An 18,112-nucleotide genomic window follows, 5' to 3' on the forward strand; every position below is an offset into this window, starting at 1 on the left:
ACAAATGCAAAGCATTATTCTTGGCGTAGCGATGTTTACCATTATTGTATTGGCTCTAGTACTAGTGATTCTTTTCGCTAAGTCTAAGCTAGTACCATCAGGTGACATCACTATTGCTGTAAACGGCGACCCTGAAAAGGCGATCGTTACTCAACCTGGTAGCAAGCTACTTGGTGCCCTAGCTGGCGCTGGTATCTTCGTATCGTCTGCTTGTGGTGGCGGTGGCTCTTGTGGTCAGTGTCGTGTAAAAGTTAAGTCTGGTGGTGGCGACATCCTACCAACTGAACTTGATCACATCACCAAAGGCGAAGCTCGCGAAGGCGAACGTCTAGCATGTCAAGTTGCTATGAAAACTGACATGGAGATTGAGCTAGACGAAGACATCTTTGGTGTTAAGAAGTGGGAATGTACAGTTATCTCTAATGATAACGAAGCTACTTTCATCAAAGAGCTAGCACTTGCTATCCCTGAAGGTGAAGAAGTTCCGTTCCGCGCGGGTGGTTACATTCAGATTGAAGCTGAACCACATCACGTGAAATACGCAGATTACGATATTCCTGAGGAATACCGTGGTGACTGGGATAAGTTCAACTTGTTCCGTTACGAGTCTATCGTTAAAGAGCATTCGATCCGTGCTTACTCTATGGCTTCATACCCAGAAGAGAAAGGCATCATCAAGCTTAACGTGCGTATCGCAACTCCGCCGCCAAACAACCCTGACGTAGCTCCTGGTGTGATGTCTTCATACATCTGGTCTCTTAAAGAAGGCGACAAATGTACTATTTCTGGTCCATTTGGTGAGTTCTTTGCTAAAGACACAGACAATGAAATGGTATTCATCGGTGGTGGTGCAGGTATGGCGCCAATGCGTTCACATATCTTCGACCAACTTAAGCGTCTTAACTCTACTCGTAAGATGTCTTACTGGTACGGTGCACGTTCTAAGCGTGAGATGTTCTACATTGAAGACTTCGACGGCCTAGCGGCTGCAAACGAAAACTTCGTGTGGCATTGTGCTCTGTCTGATCCTCAACCTGAGGACAACTGGGACGGTTACACTGGTTTCATCCACAACGTATTATACGAAAACTACCTGAAGGATCACGAAGCTCCTGAAGACTGTGAGTACTACATGTGTGGTCCACCAATGATGAACGCGGCTGTGATCGGCATGCTGAAAGATCTTGGTGTAGAAGATGAAAACATCCTACTAGATGACTTCGGTGGTTAATCCATTTAAGTGATTGATATTATGGCTGACTCTTACGAGTCAGCCATTTGTTTTTCTAAGACTACTCGTGACAACAAACTGGCTTATATAAGAAAGAGTAAGGTATTTAAAATCCCTATTTTTCACTCTTATTTTTCCTTATATAAATCCTCAACATTAGACAGGAGTAAGCAAGTGAGAATTTGGCTTGTTGCATTAACTTCTTTGATTTTTCTTGCGGGCTGTGAGCAGGCAAGAGAGCAAGTACATTTAAGTGGTCCGACAATGGGGACCAGTTACAACATTAAGTACATCAATGGCGATGAATTTCCTGAGTCTAAAGAAGTTCATACCGAGATCGATCGTCTACTTGAAGAAGTGAATGATCAAATGTCGACTTACCGTGAAGATTCAGAGCTGAGCCGTTTCAACCAACATAAAGGTGCGGACGCATTCGAAGTATCTGAACAAACCGCTATCGTTGTGAAAGAAGCGATTCGTTTGAACGGTCTTACTGAAGGTGCGTTGGATGTGACGGTTGGTCCATTAGTTAACTTGTGGGGTTTTGGCCCAGAAGCGCGACCTGAAGTGGTTCCATCAGACGAAGAGCTTGCGGCTCGTAAGGCTAAGGTTGGTATTCACCACTTAAGCGTTGAAGGTAATAAGCTAAGCAAAGATTTGCCTAACTTGTATGTTGACCTTTCGACTATCGCAAAAGGTTGGGGCGTGGATGTGGTTGCTGACTACCTCGATTCAATTGGCATTCATAACTACATGGTAGAAGTGGGCGGTGAAATCCGTTTGAAGGGCTTAAACCGTGAAAGTGTGGGTTGGCGTATCGCCATCGAGAAGCCAAGTGTTGACGAGCGCAACATTCAAGAGATCATCGAGCCTGGTGATATGGCGATCGCAACGTCCGGCGACTACCGAAACTATTTTGAGCGTGATGGTGTTCGTTATTCACACATCATCAACCCAGAAACAGGTAAGCCGCTTCATCACAAAGTGGTTTCAGTGACTGTTTTAAACCCGTCTTCAATGACTGCAGACGGTTTATCTACTGGCCTTATGGTCTTAGGTGAAGAAAAAGGACTGGAAGTCGCAAACCAACATAACATCCCAGTGTTCATGGTGGTAAAAACAGCTGATGGCTTTAAAGAAATTGCTTCAGAAGCATTTAAGCCATACTTAGGTAAATAAGGTAAGCGAGATAATTATGAATACATTTCTGATTACATTTGGTGTTTTTCTTGCAGTAATCGCAGCGATGTCAATTGGCTATATTATCCAAAAGAAAGTTGTGAAAGGTAGCTGTGGTGGCTTAGGTGCTGTTGGTATTGATAAAGTATGTAACTGCCCTGAACCTTGTGATGCGCGTAAAAAACGTGAAGCACGTGAAGCATACCGTGAAGAGAAACTGGCAGAACGTCAACAAAAAGAAGCGGCTTGGAGTAAAGATCGTATCGCTTAATTGGTGACAGTCATAGGGGAATAGAGTTATCTATGTCCTAGAATAAGAAGCTCAAGATTATCGTCTTGAGCTTTTTTTGTTTGAGTGAACTGTCTATTTTGGAATGCTGAAACGGAAACAAAAAAGAATTTCTAGTGGTCGATTTGCATGTTATTGCGCGCAAAGACCAGTTGGTTCCTACCTTGTTCTTTTGCAGTATAAAGTAGTTCGTCCGCGGCTTTTATTTGCTCATCCAAACTGCCAACTAAGTCGCTTAACCCGATACTCATGCTGACTTTAATCCGTTGTGAGTCATGAATAACTTCTTGGTTTTGTATCGCAATCCTCATTGACTCTAGCGTGTCGACAAATTCTTCAAATGGTCGGCATGATTGAATGCAGAACTCTTCACCGCCGAAACGAACGGCGACATCATCTTTAAAATGATTTTTGATGATCTTTCCGACTTCAATGAGTACCGCATCGCCACCATCATGACCGTAGGTATCATTCACCTTTTTAAAGAAGTCTATATCCATCATGGCGATGCTGCGATGTTCGCAGCCTTTACATGTTTGATTGAATAGATAACGACGATTCCAAAGCCCGGTCAGAGCATCTTCATTTGCATGACGAAATAGTTCATTGGTGGCCTCTTTCATATCGAGTAGCTGATGAATACGGCAGAAAAACTCTTCTTGGTTAAATGGCTTGTAAAGGAAGTCGTTGGCACCAGCCTTAAGGAAACGAGCTGTCATGGTTCGGTCGTCACTGCCAGATAGCCCAAGAATAGCGAGTTGATTACGATCATGGTGTACTCGAATGTCACGGGTCATCGAAATGCCATCTTTGTTTGGCATGTCATGATCGGTAACGACGAAAGTGATGTCGGGGTCGTTTTGGAGAAGCTCTAGTGCTTGTTCGCCATCTTCCGCTTGAATCGTTTGAATATATTGGTGCTCAAGAAGTTGCACTACATATCGACGAACAACCGCAGAATCATCAACAACCAAGGCTTTATGATATCGGTTATTTGAGATTCGATTAACCAAAGGAAGCAAATAACTGACTGATGACATGCTGTCTTTGAGGATGTAATCAATCACACCCTTCGCGAGTACTTGTTCTCGAAGTGTGTTGTTGAACATGCCGGTTAGGACTATAATTTTTTGTTGATAGCCGAGTACCAAATCAATGATCTCGCCATCTTGACCATCGGGTAAGCAGTAATCGAGCACCGCGCACAAGAAATCCGTATCTTGTTCTAAGATAGCTTTAGCTTCAGCCACTGATTCAGCCAGCGCAACCTCATAGCCATCATTTTTCAATTGCTGGTACAGGTAGTTTCTGAATGCACGACTGTCTTCGACTACTAGTATTTTATCACTCAAAAGTTATCCCTACTTATAGGTTAAATACTCTCTAATAATACTATCAGAATAGTAAGTGGCTAATGAAGTTAAAGCTATTTAGCTGGGCTCCAGATCATTTTAAATCTGAGAATAATTGATTATACTGTTTATAAATACAGTTGTAAGGTTGGGTTATTCCTAGATGTGTAGTGCGGGTGAAGAGAAAGTAAGAAAGATAATCCACGTTGATATGGACTGTTTTTACGCAGCTGTTGAAATGAGAGATAATCCTGCTTACCGAAATCGACCACTTGCAGTAGGGGGGCATGAAAAGCAGCGTGGCGTTTTGAGTACCTGTAATTACGAAGCTCGCAAGTTTGGTATTCGTTCTGCAATGCCGACGGGAAAGGCGCTGCAGCTTTGTCCCAATCTGTTGGTTGTTCCTGGGAGGATGTCGGTCTACGTCGAGATATCGAAAAAGATTCGCGAGATTTTTTCTCGATATACATCCATCATTGAACCTCTGTCTTTAGATGAAGCTTTTCTTGATGTCACGGATTCGACGCTGTGTCGTGGCTCGGCAACACTGATTGCCGAAGCAATTCGTCGCGATATCTGGAACGAACTTAACCTGACCGCTTCTGCTGGTATTGCGCCGATTAAATTTTTGGCGAAGGTGGCCTCGGATCTGAATAAGCCCAATGGTCAGTTTGTAATACCTCCACAAGACGTACAATCAGTGATAGATGAATTGCCACTCGAAAAAATCCCAGGCGTTGGCAAGGTCAGTATTGAAAAGCTCCATCAAGCTGGCTTCTTTACTTGTAAGGACATTAAGGAATCTGACTATCGAGATCTATTGCTCAGGTTTGGCCGTCAAGGCGCATCACTCTGGAAGCGCAGCCATGGTATTGATGACAGAGAAGTTATTATTGAGCGTGAACGAAAATCAGTAGGCGTAGAGCGAACTTTTACTCAGAATATTTCTACTTACGCAGAATGTTGGCAAGTAATAGAAGACAAGCTTTTTCCTGAGCTTGAAGCACGTCTAGAGAAAGCTAGCCCAAGTAAAGCTATCATCAAGCAGGGCATTAAGCTCAAGTTTGCCGACTTCCAGCAAACCACTATTGAGCACATACACGCCTCTCTCGATCGAGAGCACTTTAAAGAACTGTTGAGTGAGATACTCAAAAGGCAGCAAGGGCGAGAAATTCGCTTGCTTGGTTTAAGCGTAATGCTACAACCTAAAGACCAAATGCGTCAGTTGAGTTTCTTCTAGGGAAGGCGCTGAGAGTTTAGATTTAGAGGTGTTGTTGGAAGTGCTAGAGTTTGAATACCGACTAGACTCCACAGCCTAGCCAGTTCTATATCAATACGTGATATGCCTTATCTAGGAAGTTGTTTAACTCGCGCTAAGGTATCACTGAATGGTTGTTGCTCTAGCTTTCCGTATCCAACCATTTTGCTGGCTTTAAGCTTGGTTGAAAGTGGAGTCGCGATTCCGCATAGAAAACGAGTAATGGCTTCGTCGGTGATCAATTGTTGGCTTGCGGAAATGAACTCATGGGTCCATGTCATTACCGTTTCATCATCAATAGGCTCAACATCAACGGTTGGTAATATTGCTACTTCACCACGGCATACAGAGCAATGACCGCAGTTTGTTGGTGCCTTATCATCGGCGAAGTAACTCGCTAGGCGTGAGCTTAGGCAGGTATCAGCCTCAAAGAAGCTCAGCATTTGGTTAAGGCGGTTTATTTCACTGTTCTCTTTTGCCTTAAACAACTCAGTTAAACGTTCTGATAATTGCATCATATCTTCAGACGTATTGTGGATCGCGTAAACATCCGTGATCTGCTTACTTTCCAATTCAATCCAGCCTTGTTCATTGAAGTAATCGATAGCCGCAATCACACGCTGACGATCAGTCTGGAAGTGTGTCCACAGTGCGTCGAAGTCGACTTGGCACCATACTCTTGCTTGAGGAGAACATTGGAAAATCGCTTCCACAAAATGGCGACGTTCGCCTTGGAATTGCTCGGTGATCTGCTGCTTAGTACGTATGAATTTAAATTTGTAGTCAGCAAAGTAGCTGTATTTAGGCTCAATCACGCCTTCAATTTCGAGATACACCAGTAGCGTTTTAAGTGGTAACTGACGAATGTTGGACTCACGCGATAGTTGGTTGAGCATGATTTCCCATTGGTTTGTGCCAGAAGCCGCAATGTTTTGGTTTTCGTATATTTCTTTTAAGACCGTTTGAATTGATATGTTGTCTGGCGTGTCGCCAAAGACGAAGTTCTCTAGTGTACTTAGACCATATTTGTTGGCGAGAAGAATACATTCTGAAGGCTGACCATCTCTGCCTGCTCTGCCTATCTCTTGCGAGTAGTTTTCGATCGATTTCGGTAAGTCAAAGTGAATCACTCGGCGAATGTTGGACTTATCGACACCCATACCAAAAGCAATGGTTGCCACGATGCAGTTCACGTCATCGTTCATGAATTGATGTTGAATGGCATCTCTGTTTTCAGGCTTAAGACCGGCATGGTAAGCAACGGCATTAACGCCAGCATTACGGAGTTGCTGAGCCACCATCTCTGCTGTCTGTTGAAGGGTGACATAAACAATAGTCGGAGCGAGAGATGCTTGGTTAACGACATTGCACAAGGTTTCTAGTTTGCTGGTTTGTTCGCAAGGTTGAATCGACAGGTCGAGGTTTTGACGATAGAAACCCGTAACCACAACGCGTTCCTCATCAATTTCAAACTTCGACTTCATATCTTGGATAACCGATGTCGTCGCAGTAGCTGTCAGTAGCAGTACTTGTGGAATATTGAGCTGCTTTTGGTATTGGGGAAGCTTCAGGTAGTCTGGTCTGAAGTTGTGTCCCCATTCTGATATACAGTGTGCTTCATCAACTACGAGCATAGAGATGGGAACTTGGGAGATAAACTGACGAAAGCGTTCGTTCTTCAAGCGCTCAACAGAGATCATTAGGATTTTGGTGTCCCCGTTACGCACGGATTGCATCACTTGTTGTGTGGTTTGTCTGTCTTGGCTTGATTCGATTGCAGCCGCGCTTATTCCCTTACTGTGTAAGAAGCTGAGCTGGTCTTTCATTAAGGCTAACAATGGTGATATCACTAAGGTTAAGTGCGGCAACTCTAATGCTGGCAATTGATAGCAAAGCGACTTGCCTGAGCCTGTTGGGAATATAGCGGCAGTCGAGTGACCAGATAGAACATTATCAATGACTTGCTTTTGCCCATTACGCAGTGAGTCGAATCCGAATACTTGTTTTAGCTTCTGCTCAATCATTTATGTTCTACCTGAGTTATTAAGTGTCGTATTGATGTTAAAGCGGGCGCCTATTGATGATTGCGTCGCTTGATGAATCAAATGTCTTGCACCTGATTGTACCTAATTCTATTCTGTAGCTCCTATAGAAAAGCACCCCAATAGTATGAATAAGTCTGAGCTTCGCCAAATAATCATAGAGCAACTCGAATCCCGATTACGTATTGCACAATCTGCTACTCAACGCGCTATTGATGCTGCGACCGATGAAGAGACTGTGCCTGAGCATAAGTACGACACTCTGGCTCTAGAAGCTTCGTATCTTGCTCACGGTCAAGCAGTAAGAGTGCAAGAGTGTGAAGATGACATTCAGTGTTATCGTAACTTAGTACTGCGTGATAGTGGGAAGATTACAGTGAGCAGCTATGTTGTGGTCATAGACGAGCATGATCAATACAAACATTTTTTTATGGGGCCGAGAGTCGGTGGGCTTTCTGTTACGTGGAATAACAATGAAGTTGCTATCGTGACGGAAAATGCACCTTTTGGTCAGGCTCTAATGGGGAAAGAAGTCGGTGATGACATTGAGTTTAAGGTCGCAGATAAACAGTTTTTCTATGAAGTAATATCTATCGACTAACTGAGTAATGGATATATATAAAACGTTTCTCTGACAAAGAAGCATATACCAAGGGTATAGTAATCTGTCAGATTGATGAGAGGATGTTATGAAAAACAATGTATTTATGAAAAACAAAATGTTTATGAAGAACAGTGTATTAATCGCATCGTTAACAGCGGTAATCTCTGTTGTGAGCCTGCCAACTTTTGCTGCTCAGTGTCGAGTTGATTTGAAGAATGAATTACGAATAGATGACCAGAAAGTCGAAATCCATCAAGTTAATGGTGATGCTGCCGTTTTTGATGGTAACAACGATCTCTATATCCATGGTGAGAAGGTTGAGCTTGATGCCGACCAACAAGCGGCGATTGAGAAATACCGCGAAAACATGAGCGAGTACTTACCACGAGCGAAAAAAATGGCTAACGATGGCTTAGCGTTAGCGAATGACGTTATTGATGACATTGCTGCTAGCCTAGATTCACCGGAATCATTTGATAATGTAAAAGAGTCAATGAAAACCTACTTTGCTGAACTGGAAGCTCGTTACTACAAAGATGGCGAGTTAGTGTTACCAGCAGACAGTTTTGATTCGATGGCCAATGGTTGGTCTGAAGATTTCGAGAAGGCTAAGGAGATCTTTAACCAAGAATTTATCTCTAGCGCTTTTAATGCGATGTCAGAAAAAATGAAACAAGATGGTGGTTTAAATCTTACTGAATTGGCTGACAGCATGACTGCATTAAAGCTTAAAGTTGAAGAGCGCATGAAAGAACACTCTCAACAAGTGCAAGAGGAAGCGAATGAGTTCTGTGATTCTCTTGATGAGATGGCAGAACAAGAGCAACAGCTGCATGAAATCATTCCGAACCTAAAAGACTATCAAGTCTTCACGATCTAATCTGAATCTAACTATAAGTAACAAGAGCACCATTTGGTGCTCTTTTTGTTCGTATAAATTGAACAATACGACGAGTATTCATCTCAATTAAATCCATGATTTGTCTAGTCCTGAACCTTGCTTTACTGCTTTTTGGTAAACGATAAGACCAGTTATTTGTTAATTTAATGGTTCTAAATAGCGTGTTTGTTGTAAAAATCAGAAGATTGCTCATTTATTAGTTGTGCCTATCATTGCTTTTGATTACTGTACTTCTCAACTAGTTCACTGATTTTTAATGCGGGCAATATGGACCAACAATCTTCCTCTTCAAGAGAGCACTTTAGCTCTCGTTTGGGTTTTATTTTAGCAGCGGCGGGTGCAGCTGTTGGCTTAGGTAATATTTGGGGTTTCCCAACCCAAGTCGCCAGTAACGGCGGTGGTGCTTTTCTGCTTGTTTACCTAATTATGATTTTCGTGGTTGCTTTCCCTATGCTGGTGGTTGAGATGGCTATTGGTCGACATGGTCAAGCAAATCCTGTTGATAGCATGCGTTCTTTGACTACAAACCCGTTAGGCAAGAAAGTCGGTGAATTTGTCGGTTGGATTGGGTTGAGTGTTCCAAGTGCCGTGCTAGCGTTTTATAGCATTGTCGGTGGTTGGTTGATCTGCTTCCTAATTGGTGCTGTCGCTGACCTGATTGGTCTAGAGGCTGCTGCTGATTGGTTTAAAGGCTTCAGTGTTGAGCGCAATGTTTTTGGTACCGTCGCATTCTATGTGCTGACTATCTTGATTGTTCAGGGCGGTGTTAAGCAGGGGATCGAGAAATGGTCGACCCGTTTGATGCCTGCGCTATTTGTGTTATTTGCCTTATTGTTTGTTTACATCATGACGCAATCTGGCGCGATGGAAGGCCTAAAGCATTACCTCGTTCCAGACTTTGAGAAAGTGTGGGATAGAAAACTGATTCTGGCGGCAATGGGACAGGGCTTCTTCTCGCTCACTATTGGCGGTTGCTCGATGTTGGTTTATGGCTCTTACTTAAGTAAGAAAGAGAACCTGCCCAAAATGGCAATGAACGTTACCTTAGTTGATACCGCGGTTGCTTTTATTGCGGGCTTAGTCGTGATGCCAGCGATGTTTGTTGCGATGCAAAAAGGTGTTCAAATCTATGCCGAAGATGGCTCATTACTGAGCTCTGATACCCTAGTATTTACGGTTCTGCCTTTGATGTTTGATAGCTTAGGTATGCTGGGTCAGGTCTTCGCAATTGTGTTCTTCTTATTGCTAACGATTGCAGCACTGACTTCATCGATTTCAATGTTGGAAGCCCCTGTCGCTCTTGTTAGTGAGCGTTTTAAGACCAGACGAACGCCAACAAGTTGGGTAATTGGTGGTGCTATCGCGCTGTTTAGTGTGGTGATTGTTTACAACTTTGCTGCGATGTTTGGCATGGTGGCGATGATAGCCACTCAATACCTTCAACCGATCGCCGCATTGATGTTCTGTCTGTTTGGTGGTTGGGTATGGAGCCGAGCTTCAAAAGTGAAAGAGCTTGAACAAGGTTGCCCTGATTTTCAGCTGGGTTGGTTTGGTAAAGTTTGGCCAATGTATGTGAAGTTCGTGTGCCCAATTTTAGTCGCAACGGTTATCTGGGCATCTTTTGGCTAGTAGACCATTTAACATCTAGATGATTAGACTTGCAGTTCAAGGCCACTCTTAATGAGTGGCTTTGTTGTTTTTGTATGGAACAAGCTTGTTCGATAGAAAAAAGGCGCTGAACATAAAATTCAGCGCCTTTGTATTGTTCGTTAAGCAATCGTGATTACTTAATTTCCATACCTTGTGCTTGCAAGTCTGCATGGTAAGAAGAACGTACAAACGGACCACATGCTGCGTGAGTGAAGCCTAGCTCTAGAGCAATCTCTTTCAACTCATCAAACTCAGAAGGCGGCACGTAGCGTTCAACTGGCAAGTGGTGACGGCTTGGTGCTAGGTATTGGCCTAGAGTCAGCATCGTTACACCATGTTCACGAAGATCTTTCAATACTTGAACGATCTCTTCTTTCGTCTCACCAAGGCCCATCATCACACCTGATTTGGTTGGGATGCTTGGATGCTGCTCTTTGAATTTTCTTAACAGATCAAGAGACCACTTGTAGTTCGCACCTGGACGCGCTTTACGGTATAGACGCGGCGCTGTCTCTAGGTTGTGGTTGAAAACATCTGGTGGGTTGTCTTTCATTAGTTCAAGCGCAACGTCCATACGACCACGGAAGTCCGGAACCAGTGTTTCGATACGAATGTTTGGGTTTTGCTCGCGAATTTCACGGTTACAATCAGCAAAGTGCTGAGCACCGCCATCACGTAAGTCATCACGGTCTACTGAAGTGATTACAACGTACTTCAGTTTCATGTCTTTAATCGTCTTAGCCAGTTTCTTCGGCTCTTCGGCTTCTGGAGCATTCGGTCGACCATGGGCAACATCACAGAACGGGCAGCGACGAGTACAGATAGCGCCAAGAATCATAAACGTTGCCGTGCCGTGGTTAAAACACTCAGCTAGGTTAGGGCAAGACGCTTCTTCACAAACTGAGTGCAGGTTGTTTTTGCGCATTGCAGATTTGATTTCTTGAATACGATGGCTGTCTGAAGGAAGTTTAATCTTCATCCATGCAGGCTTACGTAAAACTTCTTTCTGTTCAGCAGGCATATTCTTTACGGGAATTAATGCCATTTTGTCAGCGTCACGATATTTAACGCCTTTTTCCATTTGGATTGGTTTGCTCATGATTTTATGCTTCTGCTGTAATGTTACTGGTGGCTTGAATGTCTACTTGGTCATAGCCGAGTAGTTCTACGAGCTCTTGTATTAACTGTTGCTCAACGTTTTCTAGTTCACTTGGACCGCCGAGTTGGCTTACTTGCGCCATTTCCATCCCTTGGTAACCACATGGGTTAATACGTTGGAATGGAGACAAGTCCATATCGACGTTGAGTGCTAGCCCGTGGAACGAGCAGCCGCGTCGAATTCGTAATCCGAGTGAACAGATTTTCTTGCCATCGACATAAACACCAGGAGCGTCAGGTCGGGCAGTTGAATCTATATTGTAAGCTTTCAGAGTATTGATTACGAGGTTCTCAATATGAGTAACCAAATCACGCACTCCGAATTTCTTGCGGCGGATGTTTATCAGGAAGTAAGCGACTAACTGACCGGGCCCGTGGTACGTCACTTGGCCACCGCGATCGCTTTGTATCACAGGGATATCACCAGCATTTAATACATGCTCAGCTTTACCTGCTTGTCCTTGAGTGAAAACTGGGTTGTGTTCAACCAACCAAATTTGGTCTACGTCTTCATCCGTGCGTTCGTCTGTGAACTTATGCATGGCTTTCCATACAGGTTCGTAATCCTGACGACCTAATTTTTTTACGATTAGCTTATTTTGCAAAGCGGCACTTCCTCAAGGATTAATAAAGTGAGCGCATTATAAACGCGAAACAGGTTTCTAACTACAGACGGACAGCAAGGTTTTTCAACTTTCTTTGTATTTATTGAAAATTAAGTTGAATGCTTTAGAAGGGGAGCGAGGGTTTCAAACAGAAACAGCGGCAATAAGCCGCTGTTTTTCATGCGTAATCGAAAGTTACAGAACCATACGAACGATTTCGATTTCGCCCAGTTCTTTATATAGCGTTTCTACTTGCTCAATTGAAGTCGCAGTAATATTGATAGAAACAGAGTGGTAGTTACCTTTCGCACTCGGTTTTAGAGTTGGGCTGTAGTCACCAGGAGCATGACGCTGGATCACTTCTAGCACTAGTTCAGTAAGTTCTGGCTTAGCGTAGCCCATAACTTTGTAAGTGAATGAACAAGGGAACTCTAAGAGGTCTTTTAGTTTTGCATCAGAATTGATGTTCATGATTAGCTCCAAAAGGCTAGACTCTCGCAAATTGGCGAAATGTCGATAAAAAGCGTGTTCGGTCAACAGACACGAGTAATAATGCGGAATATTACGTGTAAATATCACCGAACTCAAGATCAACAAAAGCCGCACATGGCGGCTTTTGGTTCGTTAATGCGTAAATAAGTAATTTACTCATTAGGTTAGCTATACAAGAACTTTATGTATTGCTAGAACAAACGTTTGACTCGTTTAGAATAAACCTTTGAATAGCAGTACTAGGTAGTCCCATAGACGGCTAAATAGGCTGCCTTGGTCTACATCTTCAAGTGCAAGTAGTGGGTATTCAGCAACGTCTTCACCGTCGACTTGGTAGAATAGTTTACCCACAACGTCGCCTTTGCTGATTGGTGCTTCTAGCTCTTTCTCAAGAACGAAGCTTGCCTTCAGGTTCTTAGCTTGGCCACGAGGCAGAGTAACGAACGTATCTTCGTCGACACCTAGTGCAACCGTGTCCTTGCTACCCATCCAGATCTTCTCTTCAACGAAGGTTTCACCAGCGGTGTGTGGTGCCACTGTTTCGAAGAAGCGGAAACCGTAGCTAAGCAGTTTTTTGCTTTCTGTTTTACGAGCGTTAGCATTCTTGGTACCCATAACAACAGCAACTAGGCGCATTTTACCTTCGGTTGCTGAGCTTACTAGGCTGTAACCTGCATTGCTTGTGTGGCCCGTTTTAATGCCATCAACGTTCATGCTCTTATCCCATAACAGACCGTTGCGGTTGTACTGGGTGATGCCGTTGTAAGTGAATTTCTTCTGTGAGTAGATACGGTACTCATCAGGAACATCGCGAATCAGCGCCTGACCTAGTAGCGCCATATCGTAAGGCGTTGAGTAAAGGTTAGGGTTGTCTAGACCGTGCACGTTAGCAAAGTGCGTGTCTTTCATTCCGATAGAGCTCGCCCATGCGTTCATTAAGTCAACAAATGCATCTTCAGAGCCGGCAATATGTTCAGCCATCGCAACACAAGCATCGTTACCTGATTGAATAATGATACCGCGGTTCAGCTCTTCAACTTTAACGGTTGTACCAACTTCAATGAACATCTTAGATGAATCAGGGAAGTTTTTAGCCCAAGCATTTTCACTGATAACAACATCGTCGTTTAGGTTGATGTTGCCACGCTCTAGCTCTTGGCCGACTACGTAGCTCGTCATCATCTTGGTTAAACTTGCTGGAGAAAGTTGAGTGTTCATCTCTTTCTCTGCGAGTACTTTGCCTGAATGGTAATCCATCAGAACAAATCCCTTTGCAGCGATTTGAGGAGCGTCAGGAACAATAATAGGAGCGGCGAATGACGATGTTGCTATCGTTGCAGAAAGAGCAACAGAAGTAGCAAAAATCGATTTAACAAGTTTATTAGATTTAATCATTTTGAATGCAATTATTAGGTGAACTATTCATATATTAACAGAATCACTCTGTCACACCAGAGCGTTGATTACCAGAAGTAACTGTTAGATAAATTAGCGAGTTAGCGTGTGTTTTTTTATATAAGCTGACGGGTAACCCATTAGCTTAACTTGTTCTAATTTTTCTTGAGTCAGAGCATAGTCATGAAATGGGCCAAGCATCAGGCGGTAGTTATCATCATTTGGCTGCAAGAACGTTGCTACAGCTAACTTTTCGCCTAGATCTTTGGCTAACTTCTCGGTTCTATCTTCATGTGGGGAAGTGGCTACTTGAATAATAAATTGAGGTAAAGCCGCCTTTTTATTTGCGTCGGTTGGCATAGCCACAGTGATGACTTCTATCTCAACATTTGCCGTGCCTGTTCTCAATACATCGAGTTTGTATGCCGCGGCATAACTAAGGTCAATGATTCGCCCTTCATGAAATGGACCTCGGTCATTGATGCGCACAATCGTCGTTTTGTCATTATCGGTATTCGTCACTTTTACATAGCTCGGAATCGGCAATGTTTTGTGTGCCGCAGACATCGAATACATGTCGTAGATCTCGCCATTCGACGTTAAATGGCCATGAAATTTCTTACCGTACCAAGAGGCTTTACCTTTCTCTGTAAACCCTTCTGTCTTCTTTACGATCTTGTAGTCTTCGCCACGCAAAGTGTAATCCGTGTTACCACCTAAACTATAAGGTTCATACTGAGGGTGAGCATCCTCGAGATGCTCTACTGAGATCGGTGCGTCTGGTGCAATATCTGAATCTATATCGTAGCGGCCTGTTGGTTCTGTCGAAGAACAACCGTTTATAACAACGGCTAGGCTCACTATAGACACTAGTTTTTTTATTGGCAGCTCATTAACCAAAGATGTTTTTATAGAAGTTACTTTAACAGACATCAATTAGGTCGCCTTTGAGAATGCTTTTCTGTGTGTATGGATTGACATTAAAATACCGAAACCGGCCATAAGGGTAACCATAGAGGTACCGCCATAGCTGACCAGAGGTAGAGGAACACCCACCACAGGTAGAATGCCGCTTACCATACCAATGTTTACGAAAATATAGACGAAGAAACTCAGTACGATACTGCCGCCCATCATTCGCCCAAATGCTGTTTGAGCTTGGCTTGCAAGCACTAAGCCACGGCCAATAATGAACAGGTAGATAGCGAGCAAAAACAAAATACCAATCATGCCCCACTCTTCGGCGATGACCGCAAAAATAAAGTCGGTATGGCGCTCTGGAATGAACTCTAGTTGAGATTGGGTACCTTGCAGCCAACCTTTTCCTGATATACCACCAGAGCCAATTGCAATCTTACTTTGGATGATGTGATAGCCTGCACCTAATGGATCTGATTCAGGGTCAAAAAGGGTTCTTACACGAACTTTTTGATATTCACGCATCAAGAAGAACCATAAGATTGGAATAAACCCACCCAGTGCAATCGCGGCACTAGCAATGATCTTCCAACTAATACCTGCCAGGAATATCACGAAGATACCGGATGCTGCGATGAGTATCGATGTGCCTAAATCTGGCTGTTTAGCGATAAGGATTGTAGGTACAAACACCATCACTAATGAGATAGCTAAGGTTTGGAAAGTGGGTGGCAGTGAGCGCTTACCAATAAATCGAGCCAGCATCAAGGGTACTGCAAGCTTCAATAGTTCAGAGGGTTGGAATCGAATAAAGCCGAAGTTTAACCAGCGCTGCGCACCTTTAGAGGCCTCGCCAAAGAACAACACCCCGAGTAGTAGAATAACGCCGCCCGCAAACAGTAGTGGAGCCAAGGTCTCATAAGTACGAGGTGAGATTTGCGCTAAAAAGATCATCACACCCAAAGACAGCACCATACGCATCGCTTGGCGATCCATCATCGCAAGGCTCTGTCCGCTTGCGCTGTACATGATCAATAGGGCAAAGCCCATTAAAACCAGAATGCCAAGCAATAGCGGCAGGTCGATATGCAGCCGTTCAAATAGGGCTCTATTTCGTCCAGTTGAAGGATCAAGTTTCATTATTTTATTGGCTCACTTTCATAATCTTCTGCAAGAATAATATGGTCTAAAATTCTTCTTACAACTGGGCCACCATTTGATGAACCACCACCAGCATTCTCCAAAACGATAGTTACGACCGCTTCAGGATCTTCAAAAGGCGCATAACCGGTGAAGAGGGCATGATCGCGTAAATGTTCTGCGATTTCATCTGCGTTGTATTCTTCATCTTCTTTTAGACCGAATACTTGTGCAGTACCTGATTTACCAGCTGTTTGATAAGACATTTTTTGGAATGAGCGTCTTGCTGTGCCTTTCTTTCCGTGGTTTACCAATCTCATGCCTTCTTGCGCGATATCCCAGTATCTCTGCTTAACACCAGTTACCGGAGGGTACGTTTCGATTTCAGATATCGTTTGTTCATCGAACGGTTGACCGTTCTCAATTGTCGCGCGTAGTAAATGGGGAGCGGTTACCTCTCCTTCATTGACCAATACTGAAGTCGCTTTTGCAATCTGCATTGGTGTTGCAGTCCAGTAGCCCTGGCCAATACCGACAGGGATGGTGTCACCTTGATACCAAGGTACACGGTGTCTGGCCATTTTCCATTCGCGAGTGGGCATATTCGCTTTGCTTTCTTCGTAAATGTCGATGCCAGTGTAATCACCAAAACCGAACAACATCATCCATTTAGATAAGCGGTCGATGCCTAAATCAAATGAAATTTGGTAGAAGAAGGTATCAACCGATTCTTCAATGGCTTTCTCTATGTCAACTACACCGTGTCCCCAACGTAACCAGTCGCGGAACGGCTTCGTTTTCGAGTTTGGAATCTTCCAATAGCCCGGATCATTACGCGTCGTGTTCGGAGTAATTACACCTTCTTGCAGAGCTGCGACGGCAATGAAGGGTTTGATCGTCGATGCTGGCGGATAAATTCCTAGCGTTGCGCGGTTAACTAAAGGTCGGTCTTTGTCTTGAAGCAGGGCATTATAACCTTTCGAGGAAATACCATGCACAAAGGCATTTGGGTCGTAGCTTGGGCTGGAAACCATGGCTAATACGCCATTGTCTTTCGGGTCGAGAACCACGGCTGAACCACGACGTCCATCAAGCAGTTTATGCACGTATAGCTGAAGTTTGATATCCAAGTTGAGCACGATATCTTTCCCCGGAGCCGAAGGTACAAATTTGAGAGTGCGGATCACTCGTCCACGGCTGTTTACTTCGACTTCTTGATAGCCAGCGGTGCCGTGTAGCATGTCTTCGTAATAGCGCTCAATGCCGAGTTTACCGATATCGCGGGTGGCTTGGTAATTGGCGTCTTTCTCTTCACGAACCAAGCGCTGCATATCACGGTCATTGATGCGCGATACGTAGCCAATTACGTGAGTTAACACATCACCATAAGGGTAGAAACGTTTTAGCGTCCCTGTCACTTCAACGCCTGGGAACTTATGTTGATTTACAGAAAAGACCGCCACTTGTTCTTCGGTAAGCTGATTAAGAATAGGTACTGATTTGAAGCGACGTGAATTACGACGATCACGATTAAAACGTTCGATACGCTCCGGTGGTATGTCGATTAACGCTTGTAAACGAACAAGCGTATCTTCCATGTTTTTGACTTTTTCTGGGGTGATCTCCAGATTAAAAACGGGCCGGTTTTCTGCAAGAAGTACACCGTTGCGGTCGTAAATTAAACCACGGTTGGGTGCGATTGGAACAACCTTGATGCGGTTGTCGTTGGAGCGGGTTTTATAGTCCTGATATTGATTAACTTGGATGTTGTAAAGGTTCACAACCAGTAAGCTCATCATCACTATAATCCCTGCAAACGCAACAAAAGCACGACTAGTAAATAGTCGTGCTTCTGCTTTGTAATCACGAATTTGGCTACGTTTACGTAACATTAACGC

Annotated in this window: 16 protein-coding genes; 7 read left to right on the forward strand and 9 right to left on the reverse strand. The window is 43.8% G+C overall.

Going from position 1 to position 18,112, the window contains the following annotated elements; translation table 11 throughout:
- The first annotated feature begins 4 nt into the window (after nt 1–4).
- From nqrF to nqrM, 3 genes are all read left to right on the forward strand, one after another.
- Nucleotides 5–1,231 (forward strand): NADH:ubiquinone reductase (Na(+)-transporting) subunit F, encoded by a 1,227-nt coding sequence (gene nqrF / locus OCV30_RS03795; protein WP_009848376.1) that lies wholly within the window; start codon nt 5–7, stop codon nt 1,229–1,231.
- Between the two features lie 174 nt (nt 1,232–1,405).
- Entirely contained in the window at nt 1,406–2,410 is a 1,005-nt protein-coding gene (locus OCV30_RS03800; RefSeq protein ID WP_065678549.1) for an FAD:protein FMN transferase, read from the forward strand.
- A gap of 16 nt (nt 2,411–2,426) precedes the next feature.
- The gene (gene nqrM / locus OCV30_RS03805) at nt 2,427–2,681 is read left to right on the forward strand and encodes a (Na+)-NQR maturation NqrM (protein ID WP_009848378.1); all 255 of its coding nucleotides are present in this window, start codon (nt 2,427–2,429) and stop codon (nt 2,679–2,681) included.
- A gap of 131 nt (nt 2,682–2,812) precedes the next feature.
- On the opposite strand, the gene OCV30_RS03810 is transcribed toward nqrM, so the two are convergent.
- Nucleotides 2,813–4,051: a response regulator gene (locus OCV30_RS03810; RefSeq protein ID WP_065678550.1), complete on the reverse strand. Its 1,239-nt coding sequence runs from the start codon at nt 4,049–4,051 to the stop codon at nt 2,813–2,815.
- Between the two features lie 163 nt (nt 4,052–4,214).
- Here OCV30_RS03810 and dinB point away from each other — a divergent pair, with 163 nt between their 5' ends.
- The gene (gene dinB, locus OCV30_RS03815) at nt 4,215–5,291 is read left to right on the forward strand and encodes a DNA polymerase IV (RefSeq protein WP_065678551.1); all 1,077 of its coding nucleotides are present in this window, start codon (nt 4,215–4,217) and stop codon (nt 5,289–5,291) included.
- Nucleotides 5,292–5,398: 107 nt separating this feature from the next.
- Here dinB and OCV30_RS03820 read toward each other — a convergent pair whose 3' ends face one another.
- A complete protein-coding gene (locus tag OCV30_RS03820) occupies nt 5,399–7,333 on the reverse strand; it encodes a RecQ family ATP-dependent DNA helicase (protein ID WP_065678552.1) in 1,935 nt (644 codons plus the stop codon).
- A gap of 145 nt (nt 7,334–7,478) precedes the next feature.
- On the opposite strand from OCV30_RS03820, the gene OCV30_RS03825 reads away from it, so the two are divergent.
- From OCV30_RS03825 to OCV30_RS03835, 3 genes are all read left to right on the forward strand, one after another.
- Entirely contained in the window at nt 7,479–7,952 is a 474-nt protein-coding gene (locus OCV30_RS03825) for a GreA/GreB family elongation factor (protein ID WP_065678553.1), read from the forward strand.
- 88 nt (nt 7,953–8,040) lie between these two features.
- Entirely contained in the window at nt 8,041–8,835 is a 795-nt protein-coding gene (locus tag OCV30_RS03830) for a YggN family protein (RefSeq protein ID WP_083994583.1), read from the forward strand.
- Between the two features lie 288 nt (nt 8,836–9,123).
- Nucleotides 9,124–10,485 (forward strand): sodium-dependent transporter, encoded by a 1,362-nt coding sequence (locus OCV30_RS03835; RefSeq protein ID WP_065678554.1) that lies wholly within the window; start codon nt 9,124–9,126, stop codon nt 10,483–10,485.
- A 154-nt stretch (nt 10,486–10,639) separates the two neighbouring features.
- Here the strand turns inward: OCV30_RS03835 and lipA are convergent, their stop codons facing one another.
- The 7 genes from lipA to mrdA form a co-directional block, all read right to left on the reverse strand.
- On the reverse strand, nt 10,640–11,605 hold the full coding sequence (lipA, locus tag OCV30_RS03840; protein WP_017096213.1) for a lipoyl synthase: 966 nt from the start codon (nt 11,603–11,605) through the stop codon (nt 10,640–10,642).
- 4 nt (nt 11,606–11,609) lie between these two features.
- Nucleotides 11,610–12,269 carry a lipoyl(octanoyl) transferase LipB gene (lipB, locus tag OCV30_RS03845; RefSeq protein WP_012603371.1) on the reverse strand — a complete coding sequence of 220 codons (660 nt, stop codon included), beginning with the start codon at nt 12,267–12,269 and terminating at the stop codon, nt 11,610–11,612.
- A 195-nt stretch (nt 12,270–12,464) separates the two neighbouring features.
- Nucleotides 12,465–12,743, reverse strand: coding sequence for a DUF493 family protein YbeD (gene ybeD / locus OCV30_RS03850; protein ID WP_029223108.1), 279 nt, complete (start codon nt 12,741–12,743; stop codon nt 12,465–12,467).
- Nucleotides 12,744–12,974: 231 nt separating this feature from the next.
- Nucleotides 12,975–14,156 (reverse strand): serine hydrolase, encoded by a 1,182-nt coding sequence (locus OCV30_RS03855; protein WP_012603373.1) that lies wholly within the window; start codon nt 14,154–14,156, stop codon nt 12,975–12,977.
- A gap of 93 nt (nt 14,157–14,249) precedes the next feature.
- Nucleotides 14,250–15,089, reverse strand: coding sequence for a septal ring lytic transglycosylase RlpA family protein (locus OCV30_RS03860; protein ID WP_065678555.1), 840 nt, complete (start codon nt 15,087–15,089; stop codon nt 14,250–14,252).
- Nucleotides 15,090–15,092: 3 nt separating this feature from the next.
- Nucleotides 15,093–16,214, reverse strand: a complete 1,122-nt coding sequence (gene rodA / locus OCV30_RS03865) for a rod shape-determining protein RodA (protein ID WP_009848472.1) — start codon at nt 16,212–16,214, stop codon at nt 15,093–15,095.
- Nucleotides 16,214–18,106: a penicillin-binding protein 2 gene (gene mrdA, locus OCV30_RS03870; RefSeq protein ID WP_012603375.1), complete on the reverse strand. Its 1,893-nt coding sequence runs from the start codon at nt 18,104–18,106 to the stop codon at nt 16,214–16,216. The genes rodA and mrdA overlap by 1 nt, the downstream gene beginning before the upstream one ends.
- Between the last annotated feature and the right edge of the window lie 6 nt (nt 18,107–18,112).

It is taken from the genome of Vibrio atlanticus, from assembly GCF_024347315.1.
GTDB classification, from domain to species: Bacteria; Pseudomonadota; Gammaproteobacteria; order Enterobacterales; family Vibrionaceae; genus Vibrio; species Vibrio atlanticus.